13 protein-coding genes are annotated in these 16,735 nt (G+C 60.7%); 7 read left to right on the forward strand and 6 right to left on the reverse strand.

Going from position 1 to position 16,735, the window contains the following annotated elements:
- The first annotated feature begins 118 nt into the window (after positions 1-118).
- Together ABYO54_RS00745 and ABYO54_RS00750 are read left to right on the forward strand one after the other, a co-directional pair.
- Positions 119-517: a GxxExxY protein gene (locus ABYO54_RS00745; RefSeq protein WP_372805933.1), complete on the forward strand. Its 399-nt coding sequence runs from the start codon at positions 119-121 to the stop codon at positions 515-517.
- A gap of 105 nt (positions 518-622) precedes the next feature.
- On the forward strand, positions 623-1,933 hold the full coding sequence (locus tag ABYO54_RS00750; protein WP_372805935.1) for a DNA polymerase IV: 1,311 nt from the start codon (positions 623-625) through the stop codon (positions 1,931-1,933).
- Between the two features lie 30 nt (positions 1,934-1,963).
- Here ABYO54_RS00750 and ABYO54_RS00755 read toward each other — a convergent pair whose 3' ends face one another.
- On the reverse strand, positions 1,964-3,007 hold the full coding sequence (locus tag ABYO54_RS00755; RefSeq protein ID WP_372805937.1) for a glycoside hydrolase family 16 protein: 1,044 nt from the start codon (positions 3,005-3,007) through the stop codon (positions 1,964-1,966).
- 294 nt (positions 3,008-3,301) lie between these two features.
- Here ABYO54_RS00755 and ABYO54_RS00760 point away from each other — a divergent pair, with 294 nt between their 5' ends.
- Positions 3,302-5,713, forward strand: a complete 2,412-nt coding sequence (locus ABYO54_RS00760; RefSeq protein WP_372805939.1) for a prolyl oligopeptidase family serine peptidase — start codon at positions 3,302-3,304, stop codon at positions 5,711-5,713.
- Positions 5,714-5,820: 107 nt separating this feature from the next.
- Here ABYO54_RS00760 and ABYO54_RS00765 read toward each other — a convergent pair whose 3' ends face one another.
- Entirely contained in the window at positions 5,821-7,632 is a 1,812-nt protein-coding gene (locus ABYO54_RS00765) for a chorismate-binding protein (protein WP_372805940.1), read from the reverse strand.
- A gap of 95 nt (positions 7,633-7,727) precedes the next feature.
- On the opposite strand from ABYO54_RS00765, the gene ABYO54_RS00770 reads away from it, so the two are divergent.
- Positions 7,728-8,648, forward strand: coding sequence for a glycyl-radical enzyme activating protein (locus tag ABYO54_RS00770; RefSeq protein ID WP_372805942.1), 921 nt, complete (start codon positions 7,728-7,730; stop codon positions 8,646-8,648).
- Between the two features lie 3 nt (positions 8,649-8,651).
- On the forward strand, positions 8,652-10,985 hold the full coding sequence (gene hypD / locus ABYO54_RS00775) for a trans-4-hydroxy-L-proline dehydratase (RefSeq protein ID WP_372805944.1): 2,334 nt from the start codon (positions 8,652-8,654) through the stop codon (positions 10,983-10,985).
- A gap of 3 nt (positions 10,986-10,988) precedes the next feature.
- On the opposite strand, the gene ABYO54_RS00780 is transcribed toward hypD, so the two are convergent.
- A complete protein-coding gene (locus tag ABYO54_RS00780) occupies positions 10,989-11,891 on the reverse strand; it encodes an EamA family transporter (protein WP_372805946.1) in 903 nt (300 codons plus the stop codon).
- Positions 11,892-12,007: 116 nt separating this feature from the next.
- Here ABYO54_RS00780 and asd point away from each other — a divergent pair, with 116 nt between their 5' ends.
- Positions 12,008-13,111: an aspartate-semialdehyde dehydrogenase gene (gene asd / locus ABYO54_RS00785; protein WP_372805947.1), complete on the forward strand. Its 1,104-nt coding sequence runs from the start codon at positions 12,008-12,010 to the stop codon at positions 13,109-13,111.
- A 78-nt stretch (positions 13,112-13,189) separates the two neighbouring features.
- Here asd and ABYO54_RS00790 read toward each other — a convergent pair whose 3' ends face one another.
- The 3 genes from ABYO54_RS00790 to ABYO54_RS00800 all read right to left on the reverse strand — a co-directional run bounded on the left by ABYO54_RS00790 (position 13,190) and on the right by ABYO54_RS00800 (position 14,881).
- Complete coding sequence (locus tag ABYO54_RS00790) at positions 13,190-13,516, reverse strand: TfoX/Sxy family protein (RefSeq protein ID WP_372805949.1); 327 nt, start codon at positions 13,514-13,516, stop codon at positions 13,190-13,192.
- Between the two features lie 3 nt (positions 13,517-13,519).
- On the reverse strand, positions 13,520-14,095 hold the full coding sequence (locus tag ABYO54_RS00795; protein WP_372805951.1) for a DNA-3-methyladenine glycosylase I: 576 nt from the start codon (positions 14,093-14,095) through the stop codon (positions 13,520-13,522).
- An 81-nt stretch (positions 14,096-14,176) separates the two neighbouring features.
- Entirely contained in the window at positions 14,177-14,881 is a 705-nt protein-coding gene (locus ABYO54_RS00800; protein ID WP_372805953.1) for a DUF2293 domain-containing protein, read from the reverse strand.
- A 155-nt stretch (positions 14,882-15,036) separates the two neighbouring features.
- Between ABYO54_RS00800 and ABYO54_RS00805 the strand changes: the two genes are divergently transcribed.
- Positions 15,037-16,735: M3 family oligoendopeptidase (locus ABYO54_RS00805; protein WP_372805955.1), on the forward strand; the 1,699-nt coding region annotated here is incomplete at its 3' end.

The raw sequence follows: 16,735 nt of genomic DNA on the forward strand, positions 1-16,735 counted from the left end.
AAACCACAACAAAAACATCCTCCCGCAGATCACGCAGATGATCGCAGATGAAATAAATCTTCAGAACAATCTGCGTTCATCCGCGTCATCGGCGGGCAGCACCAGGAAGGAGCAGGTAATGGAACAGTTCAAACACAAGGATGAAACCTACAAAATCCTCGGAGCATGCTTTGAGGTTTACAACGAAAAAGGGTGCGGATTTCTGGAACCGGTCTATCAGGAATGCCTTGAACTCGAACTTGGCTTCCAGAACATTCCGTTTCGCTCTCAAACACCATTAAAACTCAACTACAAAGGCCGCCCCCTCAAACACACTTACGAACCAGACTTCATATGCTTCGAAAACATCGTCGTTGAAATCAAAGCGGTTAGAGAACTTTGCGACGATCATCGGCCGCAACTGCTCAACTACCTGAATGCAACAGACATCGAAGTCGGCCTGCTCGTGAACTTCGGTCACTTCCCGAAACTCGAATACGAGCGCATCGTAAACACCAAAAAGAAACCACAACAATAACGTTCTCCCGCAGATCCCGCAGCTGAACGCAGATGAAATAATTTTTCAGAACAATCGGCGTTCATCCGCGTCATCGGCGGGCAGCACCTTCGAGGGCACCGATTCGTGGACGCACAACACCCCATCATAAACGCCTCCTTTCCGCAGGCCATCCTGCATGTGGACGGCGATGCCTTCTTCACCTCCGTCGAACAGTCGATGCACCCGCAGCTCAAGGGGCGCCCGGTCGTCAGCGGCAAGGAGCGCGGCATTATCGCCTGCGCCAGCTACGAGGCCAAGGCGCTCGGCATCAAGCGCGGCATCGGCCTGTGGGAGGCGCGCAAGATCTGCCCCGAACTCGTGGTTCTGCCGAGCGACTACGAAAGCTACAGCATCTATTCCAAACGCATGTTCGAGATCATGCGGCGCTTCACGCCCGTCGTGGAGGAATATTCGATCGACGAAGGCTTCGCCGACCTCACCGGACTGCGCCGCCTCCACCACCTGTCCTACCGGGACATCGCCCTCAAGATCCAGGAAAGCATCTGCAAGGAACTCGACCTGACCGTCTCCGTCGGCCTCAGCCTTTCGAAGGGGCTTAGCAAAATCGCCTCCGACTACCGCAAGCCGAACGGCATCACCGCCGTGCAGGGACGTCACATCCACCTCTTCCTCCAGCGCATTCCGCTCAACGAAGTCTGGGGCTTCGGCCCCAGCACCGTCGCGCTCCTGCGCAAACACGGCCTGCAGACCGCCTACGACTTCGTCCTGCGCCCCGAAAAGTGGGCGCAGAAACTCTTGGGCAAACCCGGCCTCGAAATCTGGCACGAGCTGCGCGGCGTCAACCTCCTGCCCGTCACGCCCAACCCGAAACCCGCCAACGTCTCCCTCGGCAAAGGCAAAACCTTCACCACCCCGTCGGCCGACAAGGAATTCGTCTATGCCAAGCTGGTGCGCAACGTCGAATCGGCCTTCATCAAGCTCCGCCGCCACCGGCAACGCACCCGGGAGATCCACGTTTCGCTGCGCTTCAAGGACTACAACCAGCTCGGCCTCGGCGCACGGCTCAACCGCGCCACCGACTCCACGCAGGAAGTGCTGCCGATGGTACGCGAGCTGTTCGAAAAAACATTCCGCCCCGGCCATGACTACCGCACCACCCAGATTTGGCTCACCCGTCTGGAGTCGGCGGAAGACACCCAGTTCGACCTGTTCGAGGATCGGCTGAAGATCGAGCGCTTCGAGCGGCTCTCCCAAACCATCGACGGAATCAACGCGCGCTTCGGCAAGCACAAGGTCTGCGCCGGAACCGCGCTGCAGATCCGCGACACCCCCGCCAACGACCGCACCGAACTCCCCTGGCGCAAACAAAACCTGCTCCCCGGCGAAACCGATCGCCAACGCCTCTACCTCCCCCGCCTCAACATCAAAATCTAAATCCAGCCCCCCCGCCGCGACATCGGCCGCTCACTCCGCCCACTTGTATACGCGGATATAATCGACCGCCAGGATCTGCGGGAAGGCGTCCGGGGGGAGCAAATCGGCGCGTTGGCCCGTTTTCCCGAAGAACCGGCCATCAACGGCCACGTTGACGATCAGATGAAACGGCTGATCAAACGGCGCGCGCGGATTATCCGGCGCTGCCGCCGAAACCCATTCATCGGCCGTGCGCGTCTGGCAAAGTTTCCCGTCAACGAACCACTCGATCTTGTCGGGGCCCCACTCGAGGGCGTAAAGATGGAAGGCCTCCGCCGCATTTTTACCGGGGAAGGTGTAGCTATGGGCGAGGTAGGTGTTGCCCGGCCAGGCCCCGCCGAAATGAATCGCGCCCGTCGTCTCATGGATGGCGCTGCCGCGGGACTCCAGAATGTCGATTTCGCCCGACGCCGCCCAGCCGCCGTACGGCGACTCGGTTGGCAACATCCAAACCGCGGGCCAGATGCCCTGCCCCGCAGGCATCTTGGCGCGGACCTCGAAGCGACCATACGTCCACTCGCCCCGTTTCTGCGTCCGGATTCGGGCCGAGGAGTAGGGTTGCGTCTTGCCGTCGCACGTGGTGTGCGGATCCCGGTAGACCGCAAGGTGCAGAAGGCCTTCCTTCACAAAGCAATACTTGGGATCCGTCCGGTAGGCCTGTCGCTCGTTGTTTCCCCCGCCGTAGTTGTTCTCCTCCTTCTCCCATTTGGTGAAATCCAATCCATCCCCGTCGAATTCATCGGCCCAAACCATTACCCACCCCTTCGAACGGGGCACCACCCGGTACTCGCCGGACGGATAGAGCCCGTCAACAACCTCCCCCGTTCCCCGCACGGCGAATCCGACATTTTCCCACTTCCCCCCGACTCTGGTCTGCAGTTGGTAGTACCTGCCCGCCTCGGTCGAGTAGCGAACGGCAACCGCCGGCGAAACGCTCAGTCCGGATTCGGCAGAAGCCCCGGCAACCCGCAACGCGCATAGCAACACCAAGAGAACGGGAACCGACTTATTCGTGTACGATTTAAAAACGTTCATGCTGCTCCCCCGAAAATCACCGTCTCCATGCCCTTCAAAACCTCATGCGCCGCCATGGCCATGAACTCCGCCGTCAGTTTTCTTTTGTACTGTTTCATGCCGCTATCCTTCTCATTTTTGGACTCCTGCGGCAAATCCAACTTAGCCCGTGCTCTAAAAATCCCGGACCACTTCTTTAGGGCGGCGGTCAAATCCGCGACGTTACCCTTCTCGTTTTTTAAGTGGATTTCGTGCGCGGAATAAAACTAGCATGCGGCCTCCATTTACAGCTCTCACCCCAAACGGAAACCGATCATGAAAAAGTTTATCCTTCCCACTCTCTGCTTGCTCGTCGCCCTCCCGAGCGCCCGTGCACAGGAAAACACGGGCTACCGCAAGCCTTCCGCCGAAATCCTGAAGCTGGTCGATGTGCCGCGGGCGCCGAGCGTTCAGATGGATCGCGCGTTGGAAAGCATGGTGTTGCTCTATCGCGACGCCTACAAAACCATCGAGGAGCTCTCGCAACAGGAGCTGCGGCTCGGCGGACTTCGGATCGACCCGCAGGCCAACATCGGAAGCCGGACGACCTATTACACCAACTTGAAGGTGCGGCATCTCAACGACGCCGGCAGCGAACCGCGCCAGGTTGCGGGCCTGCCCCCCGCCCCGAAACTGAGCAACCTTATCTGGTCGCCCGACCAAACGAAGATGGCGTTCACGCACACGACCGCCTCCGGAGTGGAGGTCTGGATTCTCGATCTGGCCACCGCCACCGCACGGCGGCTGACGGAGGCGCGCGTCAACGCCAACCTCGGCGATGCGATCAACTGGTTCAAGGATGGCGAAGCCCTGCTGGTTAAAATGCTTCCCGCCCAAAGAGCGGCGCTGATCGACCAGAAACTGGCCGTGCCTTCGGGGCCGACCATCTCGGTGGCCGACGGGAAGAAGGCCCGCAACCGCACCTATCAGGACCTGCTGCAAAACAAGGTCGACCAGCATAACTTCAAGCTGTTGGCCACCTCGGAAATCCACAAGATCCGGCTGGATGGTTCGAGCGAGCGCTGGATGGGCGGCGCGATGTATCGGGGAATCGATTTCTCGCCCGACGGCGCCTACGTGTTGGTGACCACGATCGCGGAGCCCTTCTCCTATCTGGTTCCCTACAGCCGCTTCCCGTCGGTCACCACGGTGTACACGAAAGACGCGGCACCGGTGGCCACCGTGATGGAGGTTCCCCTGATCGAGGATCTGCCGAAGGGCTTCATGGCCACCCGCAAAGGCCGCCGGAACATGGACTGGCGGAGCGATCGGCCGGCCACGCTGGTGTTCGTCGAGGCGCTCGACGGAGGCGACCCGGATAACGAGGTGGAATTCCGAGACGAGGTGAAACAGCTCGAGGCGCCCTTCACCGGCGCGCCGGTCGCCCTGCTCAAAACCCGGAACCGTTTCCGCGGGCTCGTCTGGGGCGACGACCACACGGCCCTGTGCACCGACACGTGGTGGAACACGCGAAACGAAAAGACCTACCTCTTCGATCCGGCCGCGCCGGAAAACGAACCGACCCTCCTGTTCGACCACAACTCGGAAGACAAGTATGGCGATCCCGGACAGTTCGTGACCAAACGCACCGAACGGGGCGAGCGCTTGCTGGTCCGCCAGGGAAACCGCCTCTACCTGCTCGGCGCGGGCTACACGGAAGAGGGCCAGTTCCCCTTCCTCGACGCGCTTGATCTGGAATCGGGCACGCGCGAGCGGCTCTATCAATCGGCCTACACCAACCGCCTCGAAAACCTGATCCAGTTCGACGCCGACCGGAACCGGTTGCTGACCCGCGAGGAGTCGCCGACCGACTACCCCAACTATTGTTTCCGCCATCTCGCCGACAACACGGTCGAGCGGATCACCTCGTTCGAGAATCCATATGAAAGCCTGCGGACGGTACACAAGGAGGTCATCAACTATACCCGCGACGACGGCCTGCCCCTTTCGGGGACGCTCTACCTGCCCGCCGACTGCGACAAAGACGCGGCGCAAAAAGCCCCGATGCTCCTCTGGGCCTACCCCAGGGAATACAAAGACATGTCCAGCGCCGGGCAAATCACGTCCAATCCCAACCGGTTCACCTACCTCCACTACGGGTCGCCCATCTTCTGGGTGGCCAAGGGATACGTCGTGCTCGACAACGCCGCCTTCCCGATCGTCGGCGAGGGCGAGGACGAGCCGAACGACACGTTCCGCACGCAACTCGTCGCGAACGCGAAGGCCGCGATCGACGCGGTGGACGCGCTGGGTTACATCGACCGCAGCAAGGTGGCCGTGGGCGGCCACAGCTATGGCGCGTTCATGGTCGCCAACCTGCTGACCCACTCCGACCTGTTCGCGGCGGGGATTGCGCGCAGCGGCGCATACAACCGCACGCTGACCCCCTTTGGCTTCCAGCGCGAGGAGCGCGACTATTGGGAAGCGCCGGAGGTTTACAACGCGATGTCGCCTTTCATGCACGCCGACGAAATGAAAACCCCGTTGCTGCTGATCCATGGCGAGGCCGACAACAACTCGGGCACCTATCCGATGCAGAGCGAGCGCTACTTCAACGCGCTCAAGGGGCTCGGCGCCACGGTTCGGCTGGTGCTGTTGCCCAAGGAAAGCCACGACTACCGGGCGAAGGAAAGCATTCTCCACCTGCTCTACGAAGAGGAGCAGTGGCTGCAAAAGCACGTGCAATAGGCGAATTCGCACACGGGTGAAAACACGGCGCAGAGCACCGTGCTACGTAGAACGCTGCTCCGCGCCGTTTTCGCAGCCGGGTTCCACTCCCCGACAAAACGTCGCATCTACGCCAAACGGCCCCATTGCCAACCGCGCACGGAGTTGATCAGATAGATCTCCTCCGCGGCCCGCAGGTCGTCGAGGGTCACGATTCCCTCTTCGATCTCGCCCGCTTTCAGCAGATGCGCCCGGAAGGTGCCCGGCAGCAAGCCGCACGCCACGGGCGGCGTAATCATTCGGTCGCCTATGCGCACCACCACGTTCGCGATGGTGCTCTCCGTCACCTCGCCCTTTTCATTCCAGAGGATTACGTCGTCATGGTCGGGGAAGTCCGCCTTGGCGGTTTCGTAGACCGCTCGGTGCGTGGTTTTGTGGTAGAGGAAAACATCTTGGGAATTGACCGGCCTCTTGGCGATGGCCATGCGAACGGGAGCGACGGCCCCCCGGGCCGTCCGCGGCGCGCCCGGAAAGCACGCCCCTCCCTCCATCGCAAACGCCTGCACCTCGATGGCCCCGTCGCGGGAGACCAGCAACCGGAGCCGCATTATCACACGTTTAAACGTGTGGGTTTTTTCCTCGAGCACCGAGAGCAGGCCGTGCAATTCGAGCGGAATGTCGAAGTAAGCCGCCGATTTGGCCAGGCGCTGCAGGTGCTCGTCGAGCAGGAAGATGCCGGCGTCCGGCGCCCACAGCATGGTTTCGAGCAACCGGAATTCCGGACGCGGCTGGGTCAGCACCCGCGCCTTGGTGAGCGTTTCCTCGTATTCCGACCCGGCATCGGAATCCCAGACGATTCCGCCGCCGACGCCGAACTCCAACGAACCGTTTTGGATCAGCGCCGTGCGGATGGCGACATTGAAGCAGGCCTCGCCCCGCGGCGAGATGAAGCCGATGGCACCGGTGTAGATTTTGCGCGGCGAGGTTTCGAGCTCCGCGATGATCTGCATCGTCTTGGCTTTCGGCGCGCCCGTGATCGACGCACACGGGAACAACGCCTCCATCACCTCAACCAAACCAACCGATCTTTCATCGCGCCAAGCCGCCAAGCCGCCAAGTAGGTTTTCAGGATTCTTTGCGGCTTTGCGGCTTTGCGCGAGCTCCCCCTTCACGGTGGAGGTCATCTGCCAGACGGTGGGATATTTTTCGACATCGAACGTGCTGAGGGTTTCGACGCTGCCCGGTTCGGCGACGCGACCGATGTCGTTGCGGATCATGTCGACGATCATGATATTTTCGGCGCGGTCCTTTTCCGACGCGCGCAAGGCTTCGGCCTGGTTCCAGTCGTCGGCGAAGGTCAGACCGCGCCGCGCGGTGCCTTTCATCGGACGCGCAAGAATCCGCCCGTGGTTGAAGCTGAAAAACAGCTCGGGCGAGGCGGAGCAGATCGAAAAGTCATCGGTCTCGACGAAGGCGGCATATTCCGTTTTCTGGCCTTTCACCAGCTCGTAAAAGAAGGCCCAGGGGTCGCCGGAAAACCCGGCGTTGAGCCGGTAGGTATAGTTCACCTGATAGGTTGCGCCCTCGGCAATGCGCGCTTTGATCTCGCCGATCGCCGCGCAGAATTCCGGTTTGGTGACGGAGGGTTTGAGTTCGCCGATTTCGAAATGGGCGGCCGGCGGCTCCGCGATGTCGTCCAAAACATCGGGCGCTTGGAACAGACCGATGCAGAGGAGCGGGAAGCCGTCCGCAGCGTGCGTCGTCAGGGCGGCATCGAAGGCGGGCGCCGCTTCGTAGGAGAGGAATCCGGCGGCGAACAGTCCGGAATTCTCCGCCGCGCGCAGCATCGGCACCACCTGATCGATGCGCTCCGCCCGCAACACCTTTTCCGGATTGCTGAAACGGAGCCACCGTCCCGCATGTTTCAAAACGACTTTCACAATTTCTTTCCCTGAGGCCTCTGCTCAATCAATCGGGGGAACATCACATATTTACCTTGCCCAACAAAGCCGTATGTCGGCAAATAGTGGCTCCTATGAACGACACAGCACACAACACCATCGAAGGTACCGTTTTCAACATCCAGCGTTTTTCATTGCACGATGGACCGGGCATCCGCACGACCGCGTTCTTGAAGGGCTGCCCGCTGCGCTGCCGCTGGTGCCACAATCCCGAAAGCTTTCTGGAAACGCCGGAACTGCTCTACACCAAAGACCGCTGCACCGGATGCGGCACCTGCGTTCCGCTTTGCCCCGAGAAGGCCATCACTCTGGTGGGCGAAAAGATCCGGATATCGCAAACCTGCACCCATTGCGGAATCTGCACGGCCGCTTGCCCCGCGAACGCCCTGGTCATCTCCGGGGAAACCATGACGGCGAAAGCCGTTGCCGGCCGGCTGGCGCGCGACCGCGTGTTCTACGAAGAATCCGGCGGGGGCATCACCCTCTCCGGCGGCGAACCGTTGGCGCAGCCCGAATTCGCGATCGAGATCCTGCGGCGTTGCAAAGCGTTCGGGCTCCATACCGCGCTCGACACCTGCGGCTTCGCGGAAACCGGGACGATACTCCAGGCCGCCGCCCACACCGACCTTTTCCTGTTCGACTTCAAACATCCGGATTCCGCCCTGCACGAAAAGTACACGGAAGTCCCCAACGAACTGATCATCGAAAACCTCAAGGCGCTGTGCGCCCAAGGCAGCGACGTCCTCGTCCGCCAACCGATCATCCCCGGGGTCAACGATGCGCCGGAAACGATCAAGCAAACCGGAGCGGTGCTCGAGGCCTGCGGCGTCCAGCGGCTCCAGCTGCTGCCCTACCACGCCTTGGGGGTCAGCAAGCGAAACAAACGGATATATGATAACGCAGGAAGGGATTTCAGTATTCCTTTACCTAATCAAATGCTTGAAATACGGGCCGTTCTCGGCAAGTTTTCTTTCACGACCATCCTTGGAGAATGAAGAATGAACGAACGTGTAGCCAATTTACGAAAAAACAGCCTTGAAGCCATCCCGCACATCTCGCCGGAACGCGCCCGCCTCGAAACCGAGGTGTATCGCCAATATGGCGACACCCTGCCGATTCCCGTCCTGCGCGCCCGCGTCTTCGAAAAAATCATGTCGGAGAAGAAGATCGCCATCGCCGACGGCGAGCTGATCGTGGGCGAACGCGGCGAATGCGCCGGCGCCACGCCGACCTTCCCGGAGCTTTGCTGCCATACGATGGAAGACCTCGACATCATGAACCGCCGCGAAAAGATTTCGTTCAAGGTGTCGCCCGAAGCCCGCGAGTTCCACGAAACCGTGGTCATTCCCTTCTGGAAAGAGCGCGCCCTGCGCAACCAGATCGTCTCCTCCATGACCGACGAGTGGCGCGACTGCTACCAAGCCGGAATCTTCACCGAATTCATGGAGCAGCGCGGCCCCGGCCATACGGTGGCCGACGACAAGATCTACCGCAAGGGATTCCGCGACTTCCAGCAGGACATCCTCGATTCCATGAATGCCATCGGGGACGATCCGGCCCGGAAAGCCGAGCTCGAAGCCATGATGATTACGTCCGAGGCGATCATCACCCTCGGCCGCCGCTATGCCGAGCTCGCCGAAGCAATGGCAGCGCACGAAACCGATTCCGTCCGCAAAGCGGAGCTCGAAACCATCGCCAAGGTTTGCCGCCGCGTGCCCGCCGAAAAGCCGCGCACCTTCCACGAAGCGTTGCAGATGTACTGGTTCGTCCACGTCGGCGTGATTACCGAAATGAACAACTGGGATTCCTTCAACCCCGGCCGCCTCGACCAGCACCTGATCCCGTTCTACCGCGAAGGGGTCGCCGAAGGATCGCTCGACGAAGAAAAGGCCAAGGAACTGCTGCAGTGCCTGTGGGTGAAGTTCAACAACCACCCCGCCCCGCCGAAGGTCGGCATTACCCTCAAGGAGAGCGGCACCTATACCGACTTCGCCAACATCAACAGCGGCGGCCTGACCGTCGACGGCGAAGACGGCGTCAACGAAGTGACCTGGCTGGTGCTGGACGTGATCGACGAAATGCGCCTGCTGCAGCCCAGCTCCAACGTGCAGGTCAGCCGCAAGAATCCGGACGAATTCATCAAGCGTACCGCCAAGATCGTCCGCAAGGGCTGGGGCCAACCCGCGTTCTTCAACGCCGACGCGGTGGTCGAGGAAATGCTGCGCATGGGAAAAACCCTCGAAGATGCGCGCTGCGGCGGCACCAGCGGCTGCGTTGAAACGGGCGCTTTCGGCAAGGAATCGTACATCCTGACGGGCTATTTCAACCTGCCCAAGGTGCTGGAGATCACCCTGAACAACGGCATTGATCCCATGACCGGGAAGAAGCTCGGCATCGAAGCGCCGTTCTCCACCTACGATGAATTGATGGACGCCTTCAAAAAGCAAATGCACCACTTCATCGAAATCAAGGTGGCGGGCAACAACACCATCGAAAGGCTCTATGCGGAGCAGATGCCGGTTCCCTTCCTCTCCACCATCATTTCCGACTGCATCTCGAACGGGATGGACTACAACGCGGGCGGCGCGCGCTACAACACGATGTATATCCAGGGTGTCGGCATCGGCACCATGACCGACAGCCTCTGCGCCATCCGCAAGCAGGTCTACGAGGAGCAGAACGTTTCGATGGACGAACTGCTCAAGGCGCTGGACGACAATTTCGAAGGACACGCCGATCTCCACAACAAGCTCTACAACCAGTCGCCGAAGTACGGCAACGACGACGATGAGGCCGACACCGTGATGCGCGCCGTCTTCGACGCGTTCCACGACGAAGTCGCCGGCCGGCCCTGCATGAAGGGCGGGAAGTATGCCATCAACATGCTGCCGACGACCTGCCACGTCTACTTCGGCTCCGTGATCGGCGCCACGCCGTGCGGACGCAAAGCGCGCCTGCCGCTGCCCGAGGGCATCTCGCCCTCCAAAGGCGCGGACCGCAAAGGCCCGACGGCGGTCATCCAGTCGGCGGCCAAGATGGGCCACCTCGACACGGGCGGCACGCTGCTGAACCAGAAGTTCACCCCGCAGGTGATGGCCGGGGAGCGCGGGATCGACAACATGAGTGCCTTGGTGCGCGCCTATTTCCGGATGGACGGACACCATATCCAGTTCAACGTGGTCGACCGCCAAACCCTGCTCGATGCGCAGAAGCATCCGGAGGAATATTCCGACCTGATCGTGCGCGTCGCCGGATACAGCGACCACTTCAACAACCTCGACAAGGTTTTGCAGGACGAAATCATCGCCCGCACCGAGCAGGATTTCTGCTGACGGCTATCCGGCCAGCACGATCAGCATGGCGCCGATCAGAATGCCGAGCAGGACCCAGCCCTTCTTGCGCTTGTTGCGCTCCTTGAACAGGAGCGCGCCGGCCGTGAATGAAATCAGCACGCTGCAGCGCCGCAACACCGACATGATCACGATCAATGCATCGGGTTCGGACACGCCGATGAAATAGACGAAGTCGGCGATCAGCAGGAAGGTGCCGATCAGCGGAATGGTCCAGCGCCACTGGAACGGCGTCGTTTTTTTGCGGTTCGGCCACCAGAGCAGCCCGTTGAGCGCGGTGAAGAAAACGGCGAGATAGATGAAATACCACGCCAGCACCTGCACCGCCGACAGGCCGACCTCATGCAGCAGCCATTTGTCGTAAAGCGTGCTGCAGGTACCGATAAACGTGGCGAAGAAGATCAAGCCCACCCATTTGTCGCGCAGAAAGAGGATGCCCTCCTCGCGCCCGAGCAGCGAAAACAAAAAATAGCAGCCGAAGATCAAGCCCATCCCGGTCCACTGCATCGGCGACGGTTGTTCGTGGAAAATCAGGATGGCCCCGATCAGCGTCCAGACGGGCCCCGATGCGCGGATCGGCGACACGATCGAGATCGGCAAATGTTTCAGCGCAAAATAGGCGCAGGTCCACGAGGTGCCGACGATCAGCGATTTGATGGCGATATAGCCGTGCCAGCCCAACGGCATCGGGGCGACGTAAAACAGCGAACCCTCCAACGCGTGCGGGGCGAACCGCGACAACAGAACCATCGGAAGCACCAGCAGCACGCTGGCGGAATTCGAGAAAAACAGGGTAGGTAAAACCGCGTTATGATTCAGCGACTGCTTCTTGCAGAGGTCGTAGACCCCCAGTAACACCATCGAAACCAACCCCATCCATACCCACATTTTACCTGTTTCCTTCCGCGTTCATTGTGCAAAAGGCGCGGACAATAGCGGCTTGCCTTCGCAATGCAAATCAAATACCTTCCCACGCCTTTGAAACAACGATGGAGCAAGTCATTATGAAAACCGGACTTATTGGATGGCGCGGCATGGTCGGCTCGGTGCTGATGGACCGCATGCGCGCGGAAAACGATTTTGAAGGCATCGACCCCGTCTTCTTCACCACCTCGCAGGCGGGACAGGCCGCGCCGAACGTCGGCAAGGGCGAATCGGTGCTGCTCGATGCGTTCGACCTCGACGCGCTGATGGCGATGGACGTGATCATCACCTGCCAGGGCGGCGACTATACCACCCAGGTTCATCCCGCGCTGCGTGCCAAGGGCTGGGACGGCTACTGGATCGATGCCGCCTCCACGCTGCGCATGGCCGGCGACGCGGTCATCATTCTCGACCCGGTCAACAACCCGGTGATTGAAAAAGCGCTGGCCGACGGCAAGAAGGATTTCATCGGCGGCAACTGCACCGTGAGCCTGATGCTGATGGCGATCGGCGGTCTCTTCAAGGCCGGGCTGGTGGAATGGGTCTCTTCGATGACCTACCAGGCCGCCTCCGGCGCGGGCGCCCAGAACATGCGCGAGCTGCTCAACCAGATGGGCTCGCTCAACCGGTGCGTTTCGGAAGAGCTGGCCACCCCATCGTCGGCCATTCTCGACATCGACCGCAAGGTAACGGCGCAATTCGGCGCGGAAGATTTTCCGACCGAGCAGTTCGGCGCACCGCTGGCGGGATCGCTGATTCCGTGGATCGACAAGCCGGTGGACGAGGGCCAGACCAAGGAAGAGTGGAAGGGCTACGCCGAGACCAACAAGATTCTGCAGAACGATCCGCTGATCCCGATCGACGGGCTCTGCGTGCGGATCGGCGCCATGCGCTGCCATAGCCAGGCGCTGACCATCAAGCTGAAAAAGGACATCCCAGTCGAGGAGATCATGGAAATCCTGCGCAACGACAACGAGTGGGTGGATGTGGTCGACAACAACAAGCAAGATACGCTTGCGCGTCTGACTCCCGCCGCCGTTTCCGGAACGCTGACCGTGCCGGTCGGCCGCATCCGCAAAATGAAGATGGGGCCGGAATACGTGGCCGCCTTCACCTGTGGCGACCAGCTCCTCTGGGGCGCGGCCGAACCGCTGCGCCGGATGCTCCGCATCCTGCAAAAGTAGCACGGGCGCCCGGCCGTTCGCCGGAAAGCAAACGCTTGCGCACCGTCGAAACCCCGCGATCCAACATCGCGGGGTTTTTTATTTCCCCTTCAACTGAATCGCCAGCGACTCCTCCGCCCACGCGATCAATTCCTCCGGTTGCTCAAAGACATCGGCCGGCAGTTCCCAGAACGACATGGTCATCGGCTTGTCTTCCCAGGGCTTGAACGGTGCCGACCCGGCGGCTTCATACTTTGCCCGATTGGTCGCATCCACCTTCAGATAGACGACATCGTTGGCCACCAGCCCAAACATTTTTCCTTGGCGATACAACCCGGCACCCCCGAACATTTTCCGCACCGACACATCACCCCAGCTCGAAAATTGATCGAGCACATATTCGAGAAACTCATTCGATACCGACATAGCCTATTCCTCCGCGCCGTTTAATTCCGCGTGCCGGAAACAATCGATCGTATGGTCGTTCACCATGCCCATCGCCTGCATCAACGCATAGCAGGTGGTGGAGCCCACGAAGGTGAAGCCTGCCTTCTTCAACGCCTTTGCCATCGCGTCCGATTCCGGCGTTGTTGCCGGGACCTGCTTCATGGATTCCCACCGGTTGAAAATCGGCCGCCCGCCGACGAACGACCAAAGGAAGGCATCGAGCGAACCGTGTTGTTCCCGAACTTCGAGAACCCGCCGGGCATTGTTGATGGCCGACTTGATCTTGCTTCGGTTGCGGATGATCCCCGCGTCCTTCACCAGCCGTTCGACGTCCTGCTCGGTATACGCCGCGACCTTTTCGATCTCGAAATGGTCGAATGCCCTGCGATAGTTTTCGCGCCGTTTAAGAATCGTGATCCAGCTCAGTCCGGCCTGCGCGCCTTCGAGCACGATTTTTTCATAGAGCTTTCGGTCATCGTGCTCCGGCACCCCCCACTCTTCATCGTGGTATTCCAGATAGAGCGGATCCGTTGTCAACCATGCGCAGCGTGTTTTCATTGTTCCTTCCCAACCCGGCGTAGCCGAAGCCAAACGTTGTCTTCCATCCTGGTCCTCCTTTAGACGGCGCAGCGGTCCGTGCTACGTCGTTGAATGGCACCGCAACGCCCGGGCCAGCGGGCATAGGTCGCGATCAACGTCGGTGCCGCGGCGATACCCCGCGAGAATCTTTTTGGACTGCGCGGCCAGTTCGCGGCGGACCTCGCGGCGGCGCCCCTTGACGAGCGGGATGCGCATGCTGTCGTAGGCGGTGGTTTGGTGCCGCATCCAGGCGATGACGGCGGCGGCCGCGCGCTCCTCGATCGGGATGCGCTCGGTGCGGGCGACGGTGCCGCTGCCGACGGGCACGGCGTGTTCGCAAATCCGCTTCGCCATCGTTTCCGCTTCGGACTGATAGCGCGGATGGAAATCGAGCCACTTCAACACGGCCTCATTAAAGCTGATTTCATATTCGGCCTGCTTCGTTTCGCGGCGCTTCAGGTCGGCTTCGCGCTTTTTGGCATAACCGGGGTCGGCGCGTTTTTCGGCGACGATGCGTTTGGCCTCGGCGATCTTTTCGGCGGACGCCCAGACGCCGTCGGAAAAGATTTTCCGCCCCTTCTTGCGGGTGGCGGTCCAGGTGGGACCGAGGCTTTTGAGGGTTTTCGTGACGGCGGCATCGCCGGGCTTTAGGCAGTCCCATCCTGCGGGAATATCCAGTTTCTTGTTCTGTTTATCCCAGACGAAGCGGTGGTACGGGCTCGGGGAAGAAGTCACGAGCAGCGTTTGGTTTTCAGGTCGTTCCATAGTGCGAAACAACCTATCAAAAAGCGGATCGCCCCGTCCACCCCGGGTTGGCGCCGAGTGCGAATTTCCACTTTCCGGCCCGAAGACATTGCGGCGCGTTTCCCGAAGGAGTATCAATCTTCCCCATTAATCATTTCAAAAAAAGGACATCGATCATGGCTTGGAGCAAAAATTGGGATATGACGTCGTACTTCCCCGAATTCGGCGGAGCAGCCTACCAAACGCACCTGCAGGAACTGCAACGGAGCATGGAGCAGCTGGAGACCGACTCCAAAGCCGCCGGACGCATGGCAACGGATAACCTCGATGCCTGGGTTGAACTCTTTCTGCTGAACGAAAAAATCATGGGCGACTTCTCCCACGTCGCCTCCTATGTGGGTTGCCTGGCGTCCGCGGAGGTGGGCAACGAGGCGTATAAGCAGGCCGAAGCGCAAATCTCCAAGTTCGGTGCGATCTATTCAAAATCGCTCGCCACCATCGTGGACGCCCTGAAGGCCGTGGACGATGCCACCTTCGATGCACTGCTCCGGCGGCCGGAGCTTGAGGGGGCCGGCTTCTTCTTGCTGCGCATGCGGCAGAACGCCATCAAGACCATGTCGCCCGAACAGGAAGTGTTGACCGCCGAACTGGGCGTGGACGGCATGTCCGCCTGGGGGCGGCTCTACAGCGAGACGAGCGGACGCCTCCGCTTCGATCTGCCCGGCGCGGACCAACCGACGCCGATGTCCATGAAAGTCTCCCTGCTGGAAAGCCCCGATGCCGCCGTGCGCAAAGCCGTGCTGGAAAATTCCAACGCGGCCTGGGACGAGGTTTCCTATGTGACCGCCGCGGCGCTGAACGCCATTGCCGGAACGCGGCTGACGCTGTATGGCAAGCGCGGCTACGACGGCTTTCTGGAAAAGCCGCTACACGATGCGGCGGTGTCGGCCGAAACGCTCGACGCCATGTGGGGCGCGGTGGAGGTGAACCGGACGGTTGCCTGGTCCTACCTGAAGAAAAAAGCGGAACTGCTGGGCAAGCCCGCCTTGGGATTCGAAGATCTCAGTTGCCCGTTGCCCCAGGGCGCGGAGAAAAAATGCAGCTGGGACGAGGGCGTCGATCTGGTGCTGAGCGCCTTCAACGCGCGCTATCCGGCCCTCGGTGAATTCGCCGAATCGATGATCGCGAACAACCGGGTGGAATCCGAGCAGCGAACGGGCAAGCGCCCCGGCGCCTACTGTTCCGGCACGCTTAAAAACCGCGAGTCGCGCGTATTCATGAACTATGGCGGCGGACTCGGCGACATCTCCACCCTCGCCCACGAACTCGGCCACGCCTTCCACAACTTTGTGATGAAGGACAAACGCCCCATGGCCGCGCGCTTCCCGATGACGCTGGCCGAGACCGCCTCCACCTTCGCCGAGCGGATCCTGCAGAACGAACTGCTGGAAAACCCCGCCGCCTCCAAAGCCGAAAAACTGCAGGTGCTCACCACCCGCCTGAACGACGCCGCCGTGTTCCTGTGCAACATCCACATGCGCTTCGTGTTCGAAAAGGCGTTCTATACCGAGCGGCAGCAGGGCGAGGTTTCGGTGTCGCGCCTCAAGGAACTGATGCTCCAGGCGCAGCGTCAATGCTATGGGGACGCGCTGGATCCGGAGAGCCTCGACCCCATGTTCTGGGCCTCGAAGATGCACTTCTACATCACGGGCGTCTCCTTCTACAACTTCCCCTACACCTTCGGCTACCTCTTCAGCCTCGGCCTGGCCGCCGACGTCGGCCAACGCGGCGCGGATGGCATGCGCCAATACGAGGAGCTCCTGAAACTCACGGGCACCGACACCTGCGAAGGCGTCGCGCAACGCGCGCTCGGCA

The organism is Pontiella sp. (genome assembly GCF_041622395.1).
Taxonomy (GTDB): domain Bacteria; phylum Verrucomicrobiota; class Kiritimatiellia; order Kiritimatiellales; family Pontiellaceae; genus Pontiella.

Excerpts from the sequence above, each read along its gene's own strand:
- ABYO54_RS00745 (WP_372805933.1), top strand. The coding sequence starts at position 119 with ATGGAACAGTTCAAACACAAGGATGAAACCTACAAAATCCTCGGAGCA.
- ABYO54_RS00755 (WP_372805937.1), bottom strand. The coding sequence starts at position 3,007 with ATGAACGTTTTTAAATCGTACACGAATAAGTCGGTTCCCGTTCTCTTG.
- ABYO54_RS00760 (WP_372805939.1), top strand. The coding sequence starts at position 3,302 with ATGAAAAAGTTTATCCTTCCCACTCTCTGCTTGCTCGTCGCCCTCCCG.
- ABYO54_RS00770 (WP_372805942.1), top strand. The coding sequence starts at position 7,728 with ATGAACGACACAGCACACAACACCATCGAAGGTACCGTTTTCAACATC.
- hypD (WP_372805944.1), top strand. The coding sequence starts at position 8,652 with ATGAACGAACGTGTAGCCAATTTACGAAAAAACAGCCTTGAAGCCATC.
- ABYO54_RS00780 (WP_372805946.1), bottom strand. The coding sequence starts at position 11,891 with ATGTGGGTATGGATGGGGTTGGTTTCGATGGTGTTACTGGGGGTCTAC.
- asd (WP_372805947.1), top strand. The coding sequence starts at position 12,008 with ATGAAAACCGGACTTATTGGATGGCGCGGCATGGTCGGCTCGGTGCTG.
- ABYO54_RS00790 (WP_372805949.1), bottom strand. The coding sequence starts at position 13,516 with ATGTCGGTATCGAATGAGTTTCTCGAATATGTGCTCGATCAATTTTCG.
- ABYO54_RS00795 (WP_372805951.1), bottom strand. The coding sequence starts at position 14,095 with ATGAAAACACGCTGCGCATGGTTGACAACGGATCCGCTCTATCTGGAA.
- ABYO54_RS00800 (WP_372805953.1), bottom strand. The coding sequence starts at position 14,881 with ATGGAACGACCTGAAAACCAAACGCTGCTCGTGACTTCTTCCCCGAGC.